Source organism: Tsuneonella mangrovi, assembly GCF_002269345.1.
GTDB lineage: Bacteria > Pseudomonadota > Alphaproteobacteria > Sphingomonadales > Sphingomonadaceae > Tsuneonella > Tsuneonella mangrovi.
On sequence record NZ_CP022889.1, the window covers coordinates 1,105,750 to 1,119,818 of the forward strand.

At 64.9% G+C, this 14,069-nt stretch carries 17 protein-coding genes; 4 read left to right on the forward strand and 13 right to left on the reverse strand.

The window, feature by feature from the left end:
* The first annotated feature begins 9 nt into the window (after positions 1 to 9).
* From odhB to CJO11_RS05445, 4 genes are all read left to right on the forward strand, one after another.
* Positions 10 to 1,275 carry a 2-oxoglutarate dehydrogenase complex dihydrolipoyllysine-residue succinyltransferase gene (odhB, locus tag CJO11_RS05430; protein ID WP_095011803.1) on the forward strand — a complete coding sequence of 422 codons (1,266 nt, stop codon included), beginning with the start codon at positions 10 to 12 and terminating at the stop codon, positions 1,273 to 1,275.
* A 10-nt stretch (positions 1,276 to 1,285) separates the two neighbouring features.
* The gene (gene lpdA / locus CJO11_RS05435) at positions 1,286 to 2,683 is read left to right on the forward strand and encodes a dihydrolipoyl dehydrogenase (RefSeq protein WP_095011804.1); all 1,398 of its coding nucleotides are present in this window, start codon (positions 1,286 to 1,288) and stop codon (positions 2,681 to 2,683) included.
* 82 nt (positions 2,684 to 2,765) lie between these two features.
* On the forward strand, positions 2,766 to 4,094 hold the full coding sequence (locus tag CJO11_RS05440; RefSeq protein ID WP_095011805.1) for an amidase family protein: 1,329 nt from the start codon (positions 2,766 to 2,768) through the stop codon (positions 4,092 to 4,094).
* A 32-nt stretch (positions 4,095 to 4,126) separates the two neighbouring features.
* Positions 4,127 to 4,729: a trimeric intracellular cation channel family protein gene (locus CJO11_RS05445; RefSeq protein WP_095011806.1), complete on the forward strand. Its 603-nt coding sequence runs from the start codon at positions 4,127 to 4,129 to the stop codon at positions 4,727 to 4,729.
* Between the two features lie 12 nt (positions 4,730 to 4,741).
* Here the strand turns inward: CJO11_RS05445 and CJO11_RS05450 are convergent, their stop codons facing one another.
* The 13 genes from CJO11_RS05450 to rplR all read right to left on the reverse strand — a co-directional run bounded on the left by CJO11_RS05450 (position 4,742) and on the right by rplR (position 14,068).
* Positions 4,742 to 5,464 carry a hypothetical protein gene (locus CJO11_RS05450; protein WP_095011807.1) on the reverse strand — a complete coding sequence of 241 codons (723 nt, stop codon included), beginning with the start codon at positions 5,462 to 5,464 and terminating at the stop codon, positions 4,742 to 4,744.
* A 112-nt stretch (positions 5,465 to 5,576) separates the two neighbouring features.
* Positions 5,577 to 6,161 carry a hypothetical protein gene (locus tag CJO11_RS05455; RefSeq protein ID WP_095011808.1) on the reverse strand — a complete coding sequence of 195 codons (585 nt, stop codon included), beginning with the start codon at positions 6,159 to 6,161 and terminating at the stop codon, positions 5,577 to 5,579.
* A 208-nt stretch (positions 6,162 to 6,369) separates the two neighbouring features.
* Positions 6,370 to 6,792 (reverse strand): 50S ribosomal protein L17, encoded by a 423-nt coding sequence (gene rplQ / locus CJO11_RS05460; protein ID WP_095011809.1) that lies wholly within the window; start codon positions 6,790 to 6,792, stop codon positions 6,370 to 6,372.
* A gap of 151 nt (positions 6,793 to 6,943) precedes the next feature.
* Positions 6,944 to 7,996 carry a DNA-directed RNA polymerase subunit alpha gene (locus tag CJO11_RS05465; protein WP_095011810.1) on the reverse strand — a complete coding sequence of 351 codons (1,053 nt, stop codon included), beginning with the start codon at positions 7,994 to 7,996 and terminating at the stop codon, positions 6,944 to 6,946.
* A gap of 103 nt (positions 7,997 to 8,099) precedes the next feature.
* The gene (rpsK, locus tag CJO11_RS05470) at positions 8,100 to 8,489 is read right to left on the reverse strand and encodes a 30S ribosomal protein S11 (protein WP_090478760.1); all 390 of its coding nucleotides are present in this window, start codon (positions 8,487 to 8,489) and stop codon (positions 8,100 to 8,102) included.
* Positions 8,490 to 8,550: 61 nt separating this feature from the next.
* Positions 8,551 to 8,919, reverse strand: a complete 369-nt coding sequence (rpsM, locus tag CJO11_RS05475; protein ID WP_095011811.1) for a 30S ribosomal protein S13 — start codon at positions 8,917 to 8,919, stop codon at positions 8,551 to 8,553.
* A gap of 330 nt (positions 8,920 to 9,249) precedes the next feature.
* A complete protein-coding gene (locus CJO11_RS05480; protein ID WP_240504577.1) occupies positions 9,250 to 9,984 on the reverse strand; it encodes an SRPBCC family protein in 735 nt (244 codons plus the stop codon).
* 55 nt (positions 9,985 to 10,039) lie between these two features.
* On the reverse strand, positions 10,040 to 10,687 hold the full coding sequence (locus CJO11_RS05485; protein WP_095011813.1) for an adenylate kinase: 648 nt from the start codon (positions 10,685 to 10,687) through the stop codon (positions 10,040 to 10,042).
* A gap of 31 nt (positions 10,688 to 10,718) precedes the next feature.
* The gene (gene secY / locus CJO11_RS05490; protein ID WP_095011814.1) at positions 10,719 to 12,083 is read right to left on the reverse strand and encodes a preprotein translocase subunit SecY; all 1,365 of its coding nucleotides are present in this window, start codon (positions 12,081 to 12,083) and stop codon (positions 10,719 to 10,721) included.
* Between the two features lie 120 nt (positions 12,084 to 12,203).
* The gene (rplO, locus tag CJO11_RS05495; RefSeq protein WP_095011815.1) at positions 12,204 to 12,695 is read right to left on the reverse strand and encodes a 50S ribosomal protein L15; all 492 of its coding nucleotides are present in this window, start codon (positions 12,693 to 12,695) and stop codon (positions 12,204 to 12,206) included.
* 67 nt (positions 12,696 to 12,762) lie between these two features.
* Positions 12,763 to 12,948, reverse strand: coding sequence for a 50S ribosomal protein L30 (rpmD, locus tag CJO11_RS05500; protein ID WP_095011816.1), 186 nt, complete (start codon positions 12,946 to 12,948; stop codon positions 12,763 to 12,765).
* Positions 12,949 to 12,953: 5 nt separating this feature from the next.
* Positions 12,954 to 13,724, reverse strand: a complete 771-nt coding sequence (rpsE, locus tag CJO11_RS05505; RefSeq protein ID WP_095011817.1) for a 30S ribosomal protein S5 — start codon at positions 13,722 to 13,724, stop codon at positions 12,954 to 12,956.
* On the reverse strand, positions 13,724 to 14,068 hold the full coding sequence (gene rplR / locus CJO11_RS05510; RefSeq protein ID WP_095011818.1) for a 50S ribosomal protein L18: 345 nt from the start codon (positions 14,066 to 14,068) through the stop codon (positions 13,724 to 13,726). Before rplR ends, rpsE begins: the two co-directional genes overlap by 1 nt.
* Position 14,069: the final 1 nt, after the last annotated feature.

The following is a 14,069-nucleotide window of genomic DNA, read 5'->3' on the forward strand; positions in this document are numbered from 1 at the left end:
GGAAGCACGATGTCACAGGAAGTCAAAGTCCCCACGCTGGGTGAATCGGTCACCGAAGCGACGATCGGCGAATGGCTCAAGCAGCCGGGCGATCCGATCGCGGTCGACGAACCGATCGCCAGCCTCGAGACCGACAAGGTCGCGGTCGAAGTGCCCTCCCCCATCGCGGGTGTGATGGGCCAGCAGAAGGTCGCCGTCGGCGATACGGTCGAAGTCGGCGCGGTGATCGCCACGGTCGAGGAAGGCGGCGCGGCTGCTGCCCCGGCGAAGGCCGCCGCTCCCGCGCCAGCTCCTGCGGCTCCCGCGAGCAGCGACAACGAGACGATCGAGGACACCGTGCCCGCACAGGCCAAGATCCACGATCCGGAAAGCACCCAGACGCTTTCGCCTGCGGTGCGCCGCGCAGTGCTCGAACACGGGGTCGACCCGACGCAGATCAAGGGCACCGGCAAGGACGGGCGGCTGACCAAGGAAGACGTCATCGCCGCCGCCGAAGCCAAGAAGGGCGGCAGTGCGGCGCCCGCTGCGGCAGCTGCCTCCGCTTCGGCCCCTGCAGCAACCGCGACCGCTCCGGGCCGCAACGAGGAACGCGTCAAGATGACGCGGATGCGCCAGACGATCGCCAAGCGCCTGAAGAGCGCGCAGGACACTGCTGCCCTACTGACCACCTTCAACGACTGCGACATGAGCGCAGTCATCGAAGCGCGCGAGAAGTACAAGGACGTGTTCGCCAAGAAGCACGACATCAAGCTCGGCTTCATGTCGTTCTTTGCCAAGGCGGCATGCCTTGCGCTGAAGGACATCCCTTCGGTCAACGCCCAGATCGACGGCGAGGAGATCGTCTACTTCGACTACGTCGATATCTCGGTGGCGGTGAGCGCGCCCAACGGGCTGGTCGTCCCGGTGGTGCGCGATGCCGACAAGAAGGGCTTCGCGCAGATCGAGAAGGACATCGCCGATTTCGGCAAGCGCGCGCGCGACGGCACGTTGACGATGGAAGACATGAAGGGCGGCACCTTCACGATCTCCAACGGCGGCGTGTTCGGCGGCCTGATGAGCACCCCGATCATCAACCCGCCGCAGAGCGCCGTGCTCGGCCTCCACCGCATCGAAGACCGTCCGGTCGTGCGCAATGGCGAGATCGTGATCCGCCCGATGATGTACATCGCGCTATCCTACGACCACCGGCTGATCGACGGCCGCGAAGCGGTGACTGCACTCAAGACCATCAAGGAAGCGATCGAAGATCCCACCCGGATCCTGATCGACCTCTGAGGAACGAATAATGGCTGAATACGACTACGACGTCCTCGTCATCGGTGCCGGGCCCGGCGGCTATGTGGCCGCGATCCGCGCGGCGCAGCTGGGGCTGAAGACCGCCTGCGCCGAGGGGCGCGAGACGCTCGGCGGCACTTGCCTCAACGTCGGCTGCATCCCTTCGAAGGCGATGCTCCATGCCAGCGAGTATTTCGAAGCGGCGAGCGGCGGCGCGATGGCGGCGATGGGGATCGACGTGACCCCCAAGCTCAACCTGCCCAAGATGCACGAGCAGCGCCTCGACGCGGTTGGCGGGCTGACCAAGGGCATCGAGTTCCTGTTCAAGAAGAACAAGGTCGACTGGAAGAAGGGGTACGCCAGCTTCGTCGATGCGCACACCGTCGAAGTCGGCGGCGAGAAGGTCACGGCCAAGAACGTGGTCATCGCCACCGGTTCCTCGGTCGCCCCGCTACCAGGGGTCGAAGTCGACAACGCCAAGCAGGTCGTGGTCGATTCGACCGGCGCGCTCGAACTGGCGAAAGTGCCCAGAAAGATGGTCGTAATCGGCGGCGGCGTGATCGGGCTCGAGCTCGGCTCGGTGTGGCGGCGGCTCGGGGCGGAAGTGACCTGCGTCGAATTCCTCGACCAGATTCTGCCGGGCATGGACGGCGACGTGCGCAAGGAAGCCAACAAGATATTCAAGAAGCAGGGGATCGTGTTCAAACTCGGCACCAAGGTCACCGGCTGCACCGTCAAGGGCAAGAAGGCGACGCTGACGCTCGAACCGGCCGGCGGCGGCGATACGGAAACGCTCGAAGCCGACTGCGTGCTGGTCTCGATCGGGCGCAAACCCAACACCGAAGGGCTCGGGCTCGACAAGATCGGCCTCGAAACCAACCGGCGCGGGCAGATCGAAACCGACCACGATTTCCGCACCAAGGTGGACGGCGTGTGGGCAATCGGCGACGTGATCCCCGGCCCGATGCTGGCGCACAAGGCCGAGGACGAAGGCATCGCCGTGGCGGAGAACATCGCCGGGCAGACGGGCATCGTGAACCACGACGTGATCCCCAGCGTCGTCTACACCTGGCCCGAGATCGCCGGGGTCGGCCTGACCGAGGAAGCAGCCAAGGATCGCGGTGCGGTCAAGACCAGCAAGTTCCCGATGATGGCCAACAGCCGGGCGAAGACCAACCACGAGCCCGACGGGTTCGTGAAGGTCATCGCCGATGCGGAGACCGACCGTGTGCTGGGCGTGTGGTGCATCGCAAGCGTTGCCGGAACGATGATCGCGGAAGCCGCGGTAGCAATGGAATTCGGCGCGACCAGCGAGGATATCGCCTACACCTGCCACGCACACCCGACGCATTCCGAAGCGGTCAAGGAAGCCGCTATGGGCGTGCAGGGCAAGCCGATCCATATCTGAGCGAACACAGGGACTGCGACAACGGGTTTGACGTAGCGGGCGGATTGCGCCCATTCCTGCGACAAAAGCAGGAGAGAGATGCGTGATTCCCAAACTGACCAGTGAACCCGGCGCGAGCGAAGTCGCCGCCCAGGTCCGTTCCGGCGCGCTGTCGCCGCTCGAAGCGGTGGAGGCGTGCATCGCCCGGATCGAGGAACTCAACGGCCCGCTCAACGCGGTGATCGTGAAGGACTACGACCGGGCGCGCGAAGCCGCGAAGGCGCTGGACGGTCAATCGGCCGAAGATCGTCCGCTGTTCGGCGTGCCGATGACCGTGAAGGAAAGCTTCAATGTCGCCGGGCTGCCAACAACCTTCGGGCACCTTGAATTCAAGGACTACGTCGTCGCAAACGATTCCCGCGTGGTCCGGCTTCTCAAGGACGCAGGGGCAATCATCGTCGGCAAGACCAACGTCCCGCCCGATCTTGCAGACCTGCAATCGAACAACCCCGTTTATGGTCGCACCAACAACCCGCACGACCACTCGCGCGTTTCAGGCGGCTCGTCGGGCGGCTCAGCGGTCGCGCTGGCATCGGGCATGGTACCCGCCGAATACGGCAGCGACATCGGCAGCTCGATCCGCAACCCGGCGCACTTCAACGGGGTGTTTGGGCACAAGCCGACCTTCGGGTTGATCAGCCGCCGCGGGCACGCACACCCGGCTGCGGGCGGGCGCGACGTGCACGACGGGCCGCTCTCTGTGGCCGGGCCGCTCGCGCGCTCGGCGAAAGATCTTGAGCTGCTGCTCGACGTGACCGCCGAACGACCCCTGCTGCGCAAAGCGAAGGCGCTCAAGGACATGCGCTTCCTTGCCCTGATCGAGCACCCGGTGAGCGAAGTCGATGCGTCGGTGCGCGATCCGATCGAAGCTGCGATTGCAATGATTGAAGCCGCCGGGGCGACGGTCAAGCGCAAGAGCGACCTTCTGCCCGACCTTGCCGAGCAGCACGCCAACTATATGCGGCTGCTCAACACCGCGATGGCGCGCGGGCGACCGGGGCCCAGCGGCCAAACGATGACGCTGGCCGATTACTACCTGCTGCTCGATGAGCAGGCGCGCAATCGCTACGCCTGGGCAGACCTGTTTACCGAATACGATTTCGTCCTCGCGCCGCCGCTGCCGTTCGTCGCCTACGAACACGATGCCACTCCGATCACCGAGCGGCGGATCACGATCAATGGCAAGGACAGCGCGTTTGCAGATGCGCTTGCGTGGGCGGGCCTTGCGACCTTTCCCCACCTGCCGTCGACCGTCGTTCCCGTCGGCGAAACCGGCGGGCTCCCGTGCGGGATGCAGGTGATGGGTCCCGAATGGGGCGATCTCGATTGCATCGCGGCTGCGGGTGCAATTGGCGAACTTACCGGCGCCTAAGGCACGCAGTGCTCGCCCCTGCCCTGCCCCCGATGCTCGATCTTGCAGGGACAGCCGTGTTTGCGCTGACCGGTGCGCTACTCGCCGCGCGCTTGCGGCAGACGTTCGTGACGATGGCATTTTTTGCGCTGGTCACCGGCGTAGGCGGCGGCAGCTTGCGCGACATGCTGCTGGGCGCACCGGCGTTCTGGCTTCGCAGCCCCTACGCGGCGGGCGTTATCTTCGCCACGGCATTGGTCGCATGGTTTACCCCGCGTCGGTGGTGGGAAGGCGAACTGCTCGAATGGGCCGACGCGGCGGGACTCGCCGCGTTTGCGGTGCTGGGTGCGGCCAAGGCGCTGGCGTTCGGGGTCGCGCCGCTGCCCGCTGCCGTGCTCGGAGTTGTCACTGGATGTGCCGGCGGGGTGATCCGCGACGTGATCGCCGGCGAGCCGTCGATCCTGATGCGGCCCGAACTTTACGTCACCGCCGCGGCGCTATCCGCGGTGCTGACGGTGGCCGGCGCGATGCTCGGGTTGCCCAACGCGCTCACCTGGGGTGGTGCATGGATCGCCGGGTTTGCCTTGCGCGGGGCGGCGATCCACTGGCGGCTCGCGCTGCCCGCCTATCGCGAGCCGGACGAACCGCCAGCCTGATCGAAGGCGGGTTCAGCCGCTGATATCGCCTTGCGCAGACTGGTCGCCCACCGGGCCACCGGGATAGGCCGGCATTGCGTCCGCGTTGGCCGGGGCATTGTCCTGCGCGCGCCGTGCCTCGGCATAGCGCTCGTTGCTCCATTGGCGATCGTTGAGCGCGCCGCGATTGCCGTAGTCGACCCCGTCGATGCGCCCGTCGGAGCCGACGGTGCAGGTGAACGTGCCGCCGGTCCGCAAGCGACCCTCGACCACCCAGCCTTCGCCGTTGCGCGAAGCCGAATCGACAGAGTCGACTACCCCGTCGCGGTTGACCGTCCCGGTGCAGGTGTCGATTGCCTGGCTGAGGCCATTGCCGCTGTCATAACGCTGGCTGTCAGGCTGGCTGCGGTATTCCGGTGTTCGATCGTCGGGATAGCGATTGTCCGGGTAGCGGTAATCGTTGTTGGGCCGATCCTTGTTCTTCGACGAATTGCCGATCGAGGTAGCGATCGCAGCGACGATCCCCACCGCCAGCAGCCCGCCGATCACGTCGCCGGCATCGATCCGGTCGTGGTGGCGATGGCCCCAGCGGCCGTAGTCGTGGGCGTTGATCGAAGCGGCATCGAACGCGCCGATGGCGGCCAAGTCATGGTGTTGCGGCGCGCGCGGCAGCTCTGCCGCCAGCGCCGGGGTGGCGGCGAGCGATGCGCTGGCCAGCAGCGCACCCGCCGATGCGAAACGAAAGAATGTGCTCATTTACAAAAACTCCCCAAGCGGAGGCGAGCGGCACGAAGCCGTATCATGCGGCGAGACTAGGCGGTCCAGGCTTGCACCAGCCTGAACCGCCCGCCCCCGGTGTGGATGAGCCTCAGAGGCCACGAATCCCGCGGTAGTCGAGGTTTACCACCCGGCCATAGCGCACATCGCACCGGAACTTGCCGCTATCCCAACCCCGATAGCGATTGTCGTAGCCGCGATAGTCGTTGCCCCAGCCGCGCCGCCAATCGGCGTTGCGGGTGTTGACGGCAATGCGGCCTTCGATGCGGTAGCCGTCGCGGTTGCGCTTGACCTTGCGGATGTCGGTCACCCGCGCATCGCCGCGATACCGGCTGGCGTTGCGCTGCGCGGCATATACGCACTGCTGCACGGCATCGCGCGAGCCGTAGCGACTATGCCCGCTACGATCGCCATAGCCGCGATCGTAGCCGTAACCCTGGTTGTAGCGGTAGTCGTTGTAACGATAGTCGCGGTTGTGGCTCTTGCCGGCCGAGGACGCAATCGCTGCGATCCCGCCGATGATCAGCGCTCCGGCAATCACTTCACCGGCACCAATGCCGTCGTGGTGTCCGTCGCGGTCGCGCGCTGTTGCCGGGGTTGCCGAAGCCAGCGCCATCGCGCCAGCCGCGACGGTCGCAATCGTACCCTTGGCCAGTGCCTTGGTCGTGGTCTTCATGGGTCTGTCCTCACGTTCGGACGGCAAGGGATTCGCCGTCTTGTGAGGTTTGGTTAGGCGCTGGGCGGTGTGGCGACGCTGAATTGCCAGTGCAGCGATCGTTCAGGTTTGTAACCATTTTTCTGAACGTCAGGATGGAGACCAAACAAAGGGCCGCGAAAGTCTCCCTCCGCGGCCCCACTTGTCTGGTTTGCCCTGAGCGCTGGCGTCAGGCGTCTTCGAAGTCTTCCTCGTCGCTCATCACCGGGCCCGAATCCTGGCCCTTGGCGTCGATGTCGCGGTCGACCAGTTCGATGATCGCCATCGGGGCCGCGTCGCTGCCGCGAATGCCGGCCTTGATCACGCGGGTATAACCACCGTCACGATCCGAGTAACGCTCGGCAAGAACCTCGAACAGCTTCTTGAGCTGGGTTTCGTCGCCGAGGCGACTCATCGCCAGCCGGCGATTGGAGAGCCCGCCACGCTTCGCCAACGTGATCAGCTTCTCGACATAGGGGCGCAGTTCCTTCGCCTTGGGCGTGGTGGTGAGGATCTGCTCGTGCTTGACCAGCGCAGTGGCGAGGTTGCGCAGCAGCGCGGCGCGGTGGCCGGATTTACGCTGCAGCTTGCGGCCTGAAATCTTGTGACGCATTTCAAATCTTCCTTCTTTGCCGACCCATCCGGGCGGGAAACCGGTTCCCACTTTCCCTGATGGGATCGGACGTTCGAAAAGGGCCCGTCCTAGGTAGCCCAGTGCTGGCGGCGCTTTCCCGTTACTTGGGAGGTGCGCCGCCGGAACCCGTTCAGCCCAGCAGCTCCTGTTCGAGCTTCTTGGCCATTTCCTCGATGTTCTCCGGCGGCCAGCCGGGGATGTCCATGCCGAGGCGCAGACCCATCGAGCTCAGGACTTCCTTGATCTCGTTGAGGCTCTTGCGGCCGAAGTTTGGCGTGCGGAGCATCTCGGCCTCGGTCTTCTGGACCAGGTCGCCGATGTAGATGATGTTGTCGTTCTTGAGGCAGTTCGCCGAACGCACCGACAGCTCGAGCTCGTCGACCTTCTTGAGGAGGTAACGGTTGAGCTGGTTGGTGTCGCTCTCTTCGGGCTGCGCGGCCACGCCGATCATGGCGCTCTGCGGCTGCGGGATGCCGTCTTCGAAGTGGACGAATAGCGTCAGCTGGTCCTGCAGGATGCGTGCGGCATAGGCGATCGCATCTTCCGGGGTGACGGTGCCGTCGGTTTCGATCGTCAGGCTCAGCTTGTCGAAGTCGAGTTCCTGCCCCACGCGAGCATTCTCGACCTTGTAGCTGACCTGGCGGACCGGCGAATACAGCGAGTCGACCGGGATCAGGCCGATCGGCGCGTCGACCGGACGGTTGCCGACCGCGGGGACGTAGCCCTTGCCGGTGTCGGCGGTGAGCTCCATGTTCAGCGTCGCACCTTCGTCGAGGTGGCAGATCACGAGGTCCTTGTTGAGAACCTCGATGTCACCCGACACGGCGATGTCGCCGGCGGTGACTTCACCAGGGCCGGTGGCCGAAAGCTGCAGGCGCTTGGCGCCTTCGCCTTCCATCTTGAGGGCGATCTGCTTCACGTTGAGCACGATGTCGGTCACGTCCTCGCGCACACCGGCAAGCGAAGAGAATTCGTGCAGCACGTTCTCGATCTTAATCGAGGTGATCGCGGCGCCCTGAAGGCTGGAGAGCAGCACGCGGCGCAGCGCATTGCCGAGCGTCAGGCCGAAGCCCCGCTCGAGCGGTTCGGCAACGAAGGTTGCCTTGCGACCCTTGGCGCCTTCCTTGACGTCGAGGGCATTGGGTTTCTTGAGTTCCTGCCAGTTCTTGGTGTTGACGGACATGGATTTCCCCTGGGTTCAAATGCGGGCAGGACCGGCTGCGCTGGATGGCGCGTCCGGTCCGTGAATGGCGGCGGAGCTCAGCGCCCCGCCGGGCAGGTACGGATCAGACGCGACGACGTTTCGACGGCCGCACGCCGTTGTGCGGGATCGGCGTAACGTCGCGGATCGAAGTGATCGTGAAGCCGACGGCGGCGAGGCCGCGCAGCGCGCTTTCGCGACCCGAACCCGGGCCCTTCACTTCCACTTCGAGAGTGCGCACACCATGTTCGGCCGCCTTCTTGCCGGCATCGTCGGCAGCGACCTGGGCGGCATAGGGCGTCGACTTGCGGCTGCCCTTGAAGCCCATCATCCCGGCGCTGGACCAGCTGATCGCGTTGCCCTGCGCATCGGTGATGGTGATCATGGTGTTGTTGAAGCTGGCGTTGATGTGCGCAACGCCGCTTGAGATGTTCTTTTTGTCGCGACGCCTTACTCGGCCGGGTTCGCGTGCCATGTCGATATTCCTCTAACTAGTCAGCGGATGAAGCAGGTAAGCTGCGGGGCGGGCCCGGGGCTTACTTCTTCTTCCCGGCGATCGGCTTGGCCTTGCCCTTGCGGGTCCGGGCGTTGGTGTGCGTGCGCTGTCCGCGAACGGGCAGGCCGTTGCGATGACGCAGGCCGCGATAGGACCGCAGGTCCATCAGCCGCTTGATGTTCATCGCGGTGTCGCGACGCAGGTCGCCTTCCACCTTGTGATCGGCGTCGATCGTCTCGCGAATCTGCAGCACTTCCGCGTCGGTCAGGTCCTGGACCCGGCGGCTGTGATCGATTCCCAGCTTGTCGGCGATCTTCACGGCGGTCGTGCGTCCGATCCCGTGAATGTAGGTGAGCGCGATAATCACGCGCTTGTTTGTGGGGAGGTTTACCCCGGCAATACGAGCCACTTAGTTCTCCATGCTCCACAGGGACCTGTCCAAAATGGAGGACCCCATCTCATCGCTGTTTGTTTCAACCTGCAGACACCGGAATTCCGGCGACTACCGCGACGGCAAAAAGCCCGGATGGCGTGCAATATGGCTGCCGCCTGCCGGACTCGTCCCGCCTTGTCGAATGATTGGCGCGCTTAAGGGGATTCGCCAGCCCCGTCAACAGCATTCGCGCGCAATCCGACAGCGAGGCCTGATATGGGCTCCGCTGCAGTGGTTGCAAGGGGTGTGATACACCGCAATCGCGGCTTCGTCAAAGCGAGGGCCAACCGGCTTTCCCCTGTCGCGCTAACGGCCCTGTGACTGCGTATCGCTTTCCGGCTGCTTCTTCGCCGCCATCGCGTCGAGTGCGGCCCCGACGTCGGTCGGCCCGCTGGGCTCCTGCGCATCGGGCTTGTCATCCGGCGCGGCGGCCGGTGCCGCCTCCGGTTCGGGCGGCGGTTTGGGCGCATCGACCCTGCCGAGCTTCGCGGCGAGCCCGTCGAGCTGCTCGCTCATCACTCCGTCGACCGCCTTGGAGATGACGTCGACCGGATAGCGCATCTGCCCGCCGACGACGTATTCCCACACGATTTTGGTGCCGCCAGTGTCGGTCGGCTGAAGGGTAATCGTCAGCACTCCCGTCACCGGCTCGCTCTGCAATGGCCCCAGCGCACCGCGCATCCGCAGCGCCTTGAGCGGTTCGGCGAGCACGACCGTCATGTGCTGCGCGCTCCCGGCGAGCCCGGCGCTGTTGGCGGTCGGCTCTTCCGGGATCCGCTCGCAGAAACAGCCGCCGCCCTGCGGGGTGATCGTGAGGTTCGCGGCATCGCCCGACCAGGTATGCGCGCTGTTCCACCACTCGGCGGGCTTGATCAGCATCAGCCAGGTCTCGAGCGGCGCGGCCTTTACCGTCGCGCTGTCGCGCGTGACGAACATATTCGCTTCGCTTTTGATCACCTTTGCGGAGGTCGGCGGTGCGGCAGCGGCTGCCAGCGTTGCCAAGCTACCCAGCAGCGCGCGGTTCATTGTTGTACGGATCATTTGAGAGCCTCCCATTGCCCGGCCTTATTTCATGAGCGGTCGGGAGGGGAAAGTGTCAACCGGCGAGGACGGCCTCGATTTCCTGCGTAACCGCATCAATCTCGCCCATCCCGTCGACCCGAGTAACGATCCCGCGGGCTTCGTAGATCGGCAGGATCGGCGCGGTCTTGGCGCGGTATTCAGCCATGCGGGTCCGCACGGTGTCTTCGTTGTCGTCGGGCCGGCGCTTGAACTCGGTGCTGCCGCACTTGTCGCACACCCCCTCGACCTTGGGCAGCTTGAATGTGTCGTGGTAGCCCTCGCCGCACTTGGCGCAAGTGAACCGGCCAGTGATCCGCTCGACCAGTGCATCCTCGTTCACTTCCAGCTCGATCACATGATCGAGCTTGCGCCCGCGCCCGGCGAGGATTTCGTCGAGCGAGTGCGCCTGCGCGGCGGTGCGCGGATAGCCGTCGAAGATCGCGCCGGTATCGGGACCCATCGCGGCCAGCTCGGCGTCGATCAGCTTGCTGACGATCTCGTCGGAAACCAGCTCGCCGCGCTCCATCACCGCCTTGGCCTCGAGCCCCACGGGAGTGCCTGCCTTGACTGCGGCGCGCAGCATGTCGCCGGTCGAGAGCTGGCGCATTCCGTGGGCATCGACGAGCCGCTGTGCCTGGGTGCCCTTGCCCGCCCCTGGCGGTCCGAGGAGGATGATGTTCACGTCTAGCTCGCCCCCAAACTTGTTTTCGTTGTTACCGCAGCCGCCCTTTGAGCCGCGCCTTCTTGATCAGGTCGCCATACTGGTGTGCCAGCAGGTGCGACTGGATCTGGCTGATCGTATCGACCGTGACATTGACCACGATCAAAAGGCTCGTGCCGCCGAGGAACAGCGGGATGCCCGTCTGCGCGATCATGTATTCCGGGATGACGCAGACCAGCGTCAGGTACAGCGCGCCGACCACGGTGATGCGGGTCAGCACGTAATCGAGATAGTCCTGCGTGCGCTTGCCGGGGCGGATGCCGGGAATGAACCCGCCGTTCTTCTTGAGGTTCTCAGCAGTCTCCTCGGGGTTGAACACCACGGCGGTGTAGAAGAAGCTGAAGAAGATGATGCCCGATGCGTAGAGCAGCATGTAGAGCGGCTGCCCGTGGCGCAGGTAGAAATTGAGCGTGTTGATGATCGTGCCGGCCGTCGAATCGGCATTGATCCCCTCACCCGCGAACTGAGTGATCGTCAGCGGCAACAACAGCAGCGAGCTGGCGAAGATCGGCGGGATCACGCCAGCGGTGTTGAGCTTCAGCGGCAGGTGGCTGCGATCCGCCTGCATCATGCCCTTGGCGCTCGCGCGCTTGGGATATTGCACCAGCAGGCGCCGCTGGGCGCGCTCCATGAAGCATATGAACACCACCAGGCCGACGATCATCCCGACAAAGCCGATGATCACGAACGGCCCGATCGAACCCGACCGACCGCCTTCGAACAGGTTTGCGGTAAAGCTCGGGAAGCGGCTGATGATGCCCGCCATGATGATCAGCGACACGCCGTTGCCTATCCCGCGCGACGTGATCTGTTCGCCCAGCCACAGCAGGAACATCGACCCGCCGACGAGGCTGATGACCGCGACGATACGGAACGTGATCCCCGGGATGACGACCGCTTGCAGCCCGCTCGATGCGCCGTAGGCTTCGAGGCCCGAAGCGAGGAACCAGCCCTGGATCGCGCACAGGAACACCGTGCCGTAGCGGGTGTACTGGTTGAGTTTCTGCCGACCGGTCGCGCCTTCCTTCTTCAGCGCGGCAAGCGCGGGATGGAGCGAAGCGGCCAGCTGAACCACGATCGAGGCGGTGATGTATGGCATGATGCCGAGCGCAATCAGGCTCATGCGCGAAAGGCTGCCGCCGGAGAATGTGTTGAACAGGTCGAGGATGCCGCCCTGTGTCTGGCTGTAGAGCTGCGACAGCACCAGCGGGTTGACGCCCGGCAGCGGCACGAAGCTGAGGAAGCGGAAGACGATCAGCGCGCCGATCGTGAACCAGATGCGGTTCTTGAGTTCGGTGGCCTTGGAGAAGTTCGCGAGGCTCAGGTTGCTCGCAATGTTGTCGGCGCTGGATGCCATCGAAAAACCCGCAATTCCTGCTCTACGCCAAGGGACTTTGCAGGTCCCTCCCGGCTTGGGAAGGTTACATAGGGAGCGCAGGACCCGATGTCGAACCCTGCACTCGCTATTTTGTCGGTATTATTCGCCCTTGTCGGCGGCAGCTTCGGCCTTCGGCGCGGTCACGGTGACCGAACCGCCAGCCTTTTCGACCGCTTCGATCGCGCCCTTGCTGGCACCGGCGACGACGAACTTGCACTTGGCCTTGAGTTCGCCCTTGCCAAGCAGGCGGACGCCATCCTTGCCGCCGCGTGCGAGGCCGGCGGCCTTGAGCGCAGCGTGGTCGATGTCCTTCTTGGCGTCGAGCTTCTTGGCGTCGATGAACTTCTGCACCATGCCAAGATTCACTTCGGCATAGTCCTTGGCGAAGGGGTTGTTGAAGCCGCGCTTCGGCAGGCGCATGTGCAGCGGCATCTGGCCGCCTTCGAAGCCCTTGATGGCCACGCCCGAGCGAGCCTTCTGCCCCTTCTGGCCGCGACCCGAGGTCTTGCCCTTGCCCGAACCGATGCCCCGGCCCACGCGCATCTTGCGGTGACGGGCGCCTTCGTTGTCGCGGATGTCGTTCAGTTTCATTGTGTGCACTCGCTTTCGCTTTGTTTCGCGCTAATGTCGCACCCGACCCTGCGGGATGCGACGGAGATTATTCGACCACTTCCACCATGTGCGGCAGCTTGGCGATCGCGCCGCGGGTCTCGGGCGTGTCCGCCACTTCGACTTCGCGGTGCATCTTGCCCAGGCCCAGACCGATCAGGATCTTCTTCTGGGCTTCGGGCCGACGGATCGGCGAACCGATCTGGCGGATCTTGATGGTTTTACCCTTGGCCATCTTGCTTACTCCGCAATCGCGGCGGCGTCGGCTTCAGCCTCGGCCTCCGATGCGCCGCCGCGACCGAGCAGGTCGGCGACCTTCTTGCCGCGACGCTGGGCAACAGACTTCGGCGAAGTCTGGTCCTGCAGCGCGGCGAAAGTGGCGCGGATCATGTTGTAGGGGTTGCTGGTGCCGACCGACTTGGTCACCACGTCTGCCACGCCCAGGCTCTCGAACACGGCGCGCATCGGACCACCGGCGATGATGCCGGTACCCGGAGGCGCGGTGCGTACGGTGACCTTGCCGGCGCCGAAACGGCCGTTGCCGTCGTGGTGCAGCGTGCGGCCTTCCTTGAGCGGAACGCGGATCATCTTCTTGCGCGCCGAAGCGGTCGCCTTGGTGATCGCTTCCGGCACTTCGCGGGCCTTGCCGTGACCGAAGCCAACGCGGCCCGAACCGTCACCGACAACAACCAGTGCAGCGAAACCGAAGCGCTTGCCGCCCTTCACCGTCTTGCTGACGCGGTTGATGTGGACGAGCTTCTCGATGATGCCGTCGTCTTCCTCCTCGCGGCGGTTGCCACGGCGGTCGTCACGACCACGGCCACGACCGCGACCTTCACCGCGCTCGCCACCGCGACCACGGCCACGGCGCGGCTGCTCGGCCTCTGCCGCAGGAGATTCGTCAGCCGGAGCAGCTTCTGCCGCCGGAGCCTCGACGGTTTCCGCCGGTGCTTCGGTCGCTGCGGTCTCTTCGACCTGCGGTTGTTCGTTGTTGTTTTCGTCAGCCATCATCAGAACTCCAGCCCGCCTTCGCGGGCGGCATCGGCCAGCGCCTTCACGCGGCCGTGGAACAGGAACCCGCCGCGATCGAACACGACGGCGGTTACACCGGCCTTCTTGGCGGCGGCGGCGATGTCCTTGCCCACCTTGACGGCAGCATCGACATTGGCGCCGGAGGCCTTGGCCCCGAGCGTCGACGCGGCGGCCACGGTGCGGCCTTCCTTGTCGTCGATGATCTGCGCGTAGATGTGCTTGCCGGTGCGATGCACCGACAGGCGCGGACGATCGCCCGCACGGCTCTTGATCGCGGTCCGCACGCGGCGGCGGCGACGTTCGAAGAGGGAAAGCTTGGCCATC

Bases quoted from the DNA above. Each gene is read 5' to 3' on its own strand.
- CJO11_RS05445 (WP_095011806.1), top strand. From the start codon at position 4,127: ATGCTCGATCTTGCAGGGACAGCCGTGTTTGCGCTGACCGGTGCGCTA.
- rplR (WP_095011818.1), bottom strand. From the start codon at position 14,068: ATGGCCAAGCTTTCCCTCTTCGAACGTCGCCGCCGCCGCGTGCGGACC.
- CJO11_RS05450 (WP_095011807.1), bottom strand. From the start codon at position 5,464: ATGAGCACATTCTTTCGTTTCGCATCGGCGGGTGCGCTGCTGGCCAGC.
- CJO11_RS05480 (WP_240504577.1), bottom strand. From the start codon at position 9,984: ATGATCCGTACAACAATGAACCGCGCGCTGCTGGGTAGCTTGGCAACG.
- CJO11_RS05465 (WP_095011810.1), bottom strand. From the start codon at position 7,996: ATGTCCGTCAACACCAAGAACTGGCAGGAACTCAAGAAACCCAATGCC.
- CJO11_RS05455 (WP_095011808.1), bottom strand. From the start codon at position 6,161: ATGAAGACCACGACCAAGGCACTGGCCAAGGGTACGATTGCGACCGTC.
- rplQ (WP_095011809.1), bottom strand. From the start codon at position 6,792: ATGCGTCACAAGATTTCAGGCCGCAAGCTGCAGCGTAAATCCGGCCAC.
- rplO (WP_095011815.1), bottom strand. From the start codon at position 12,695: ATGAAACTGAACGACATCCGCGACAACGAAGGCGCCCGTCACCGCAAG.
- odhB (WP_095011803.1), top strand. From the start codon at position 10: ATGTCACAGGAAGTCAAAGTCCCCACGCTGGGTGAATCGGTCACCGAA.
- rpsK (WP_090478760.1), bottom strand. From the start codon at position 8,489: ATGGCACGCGAACCCGGCCGAGTAAGGCGTCGCGACAAAAAGAACATC.
- rpmD (WP_095011816.1), bottom strand. From the start codon at position 12,948: ATGGCCAAGGGTAAAACCATCAAGATCCGCCAGATCGGTTCGCCGATC.
- lpdA (WP_095011804.1), top strand. From the start codon at position 1,286: ATGGCTGAATACGACTACGACGTCCTCGTCATCGGTGCCGGGCCCGGC.
- secY (WP_095011814.1), bottom strand. From the start codon at position 12,083: ATGGCATCCAGCGCCGACAACATTGCGAGCAACCTGAGCCTCGCGAAC.
- rpsE (WP_095011817.1), bottom strand. From the start codon at position 13,724: ATGATGGCTGACGAAAACAACAACGAACAACCGCAGGTCGAAGAGACC.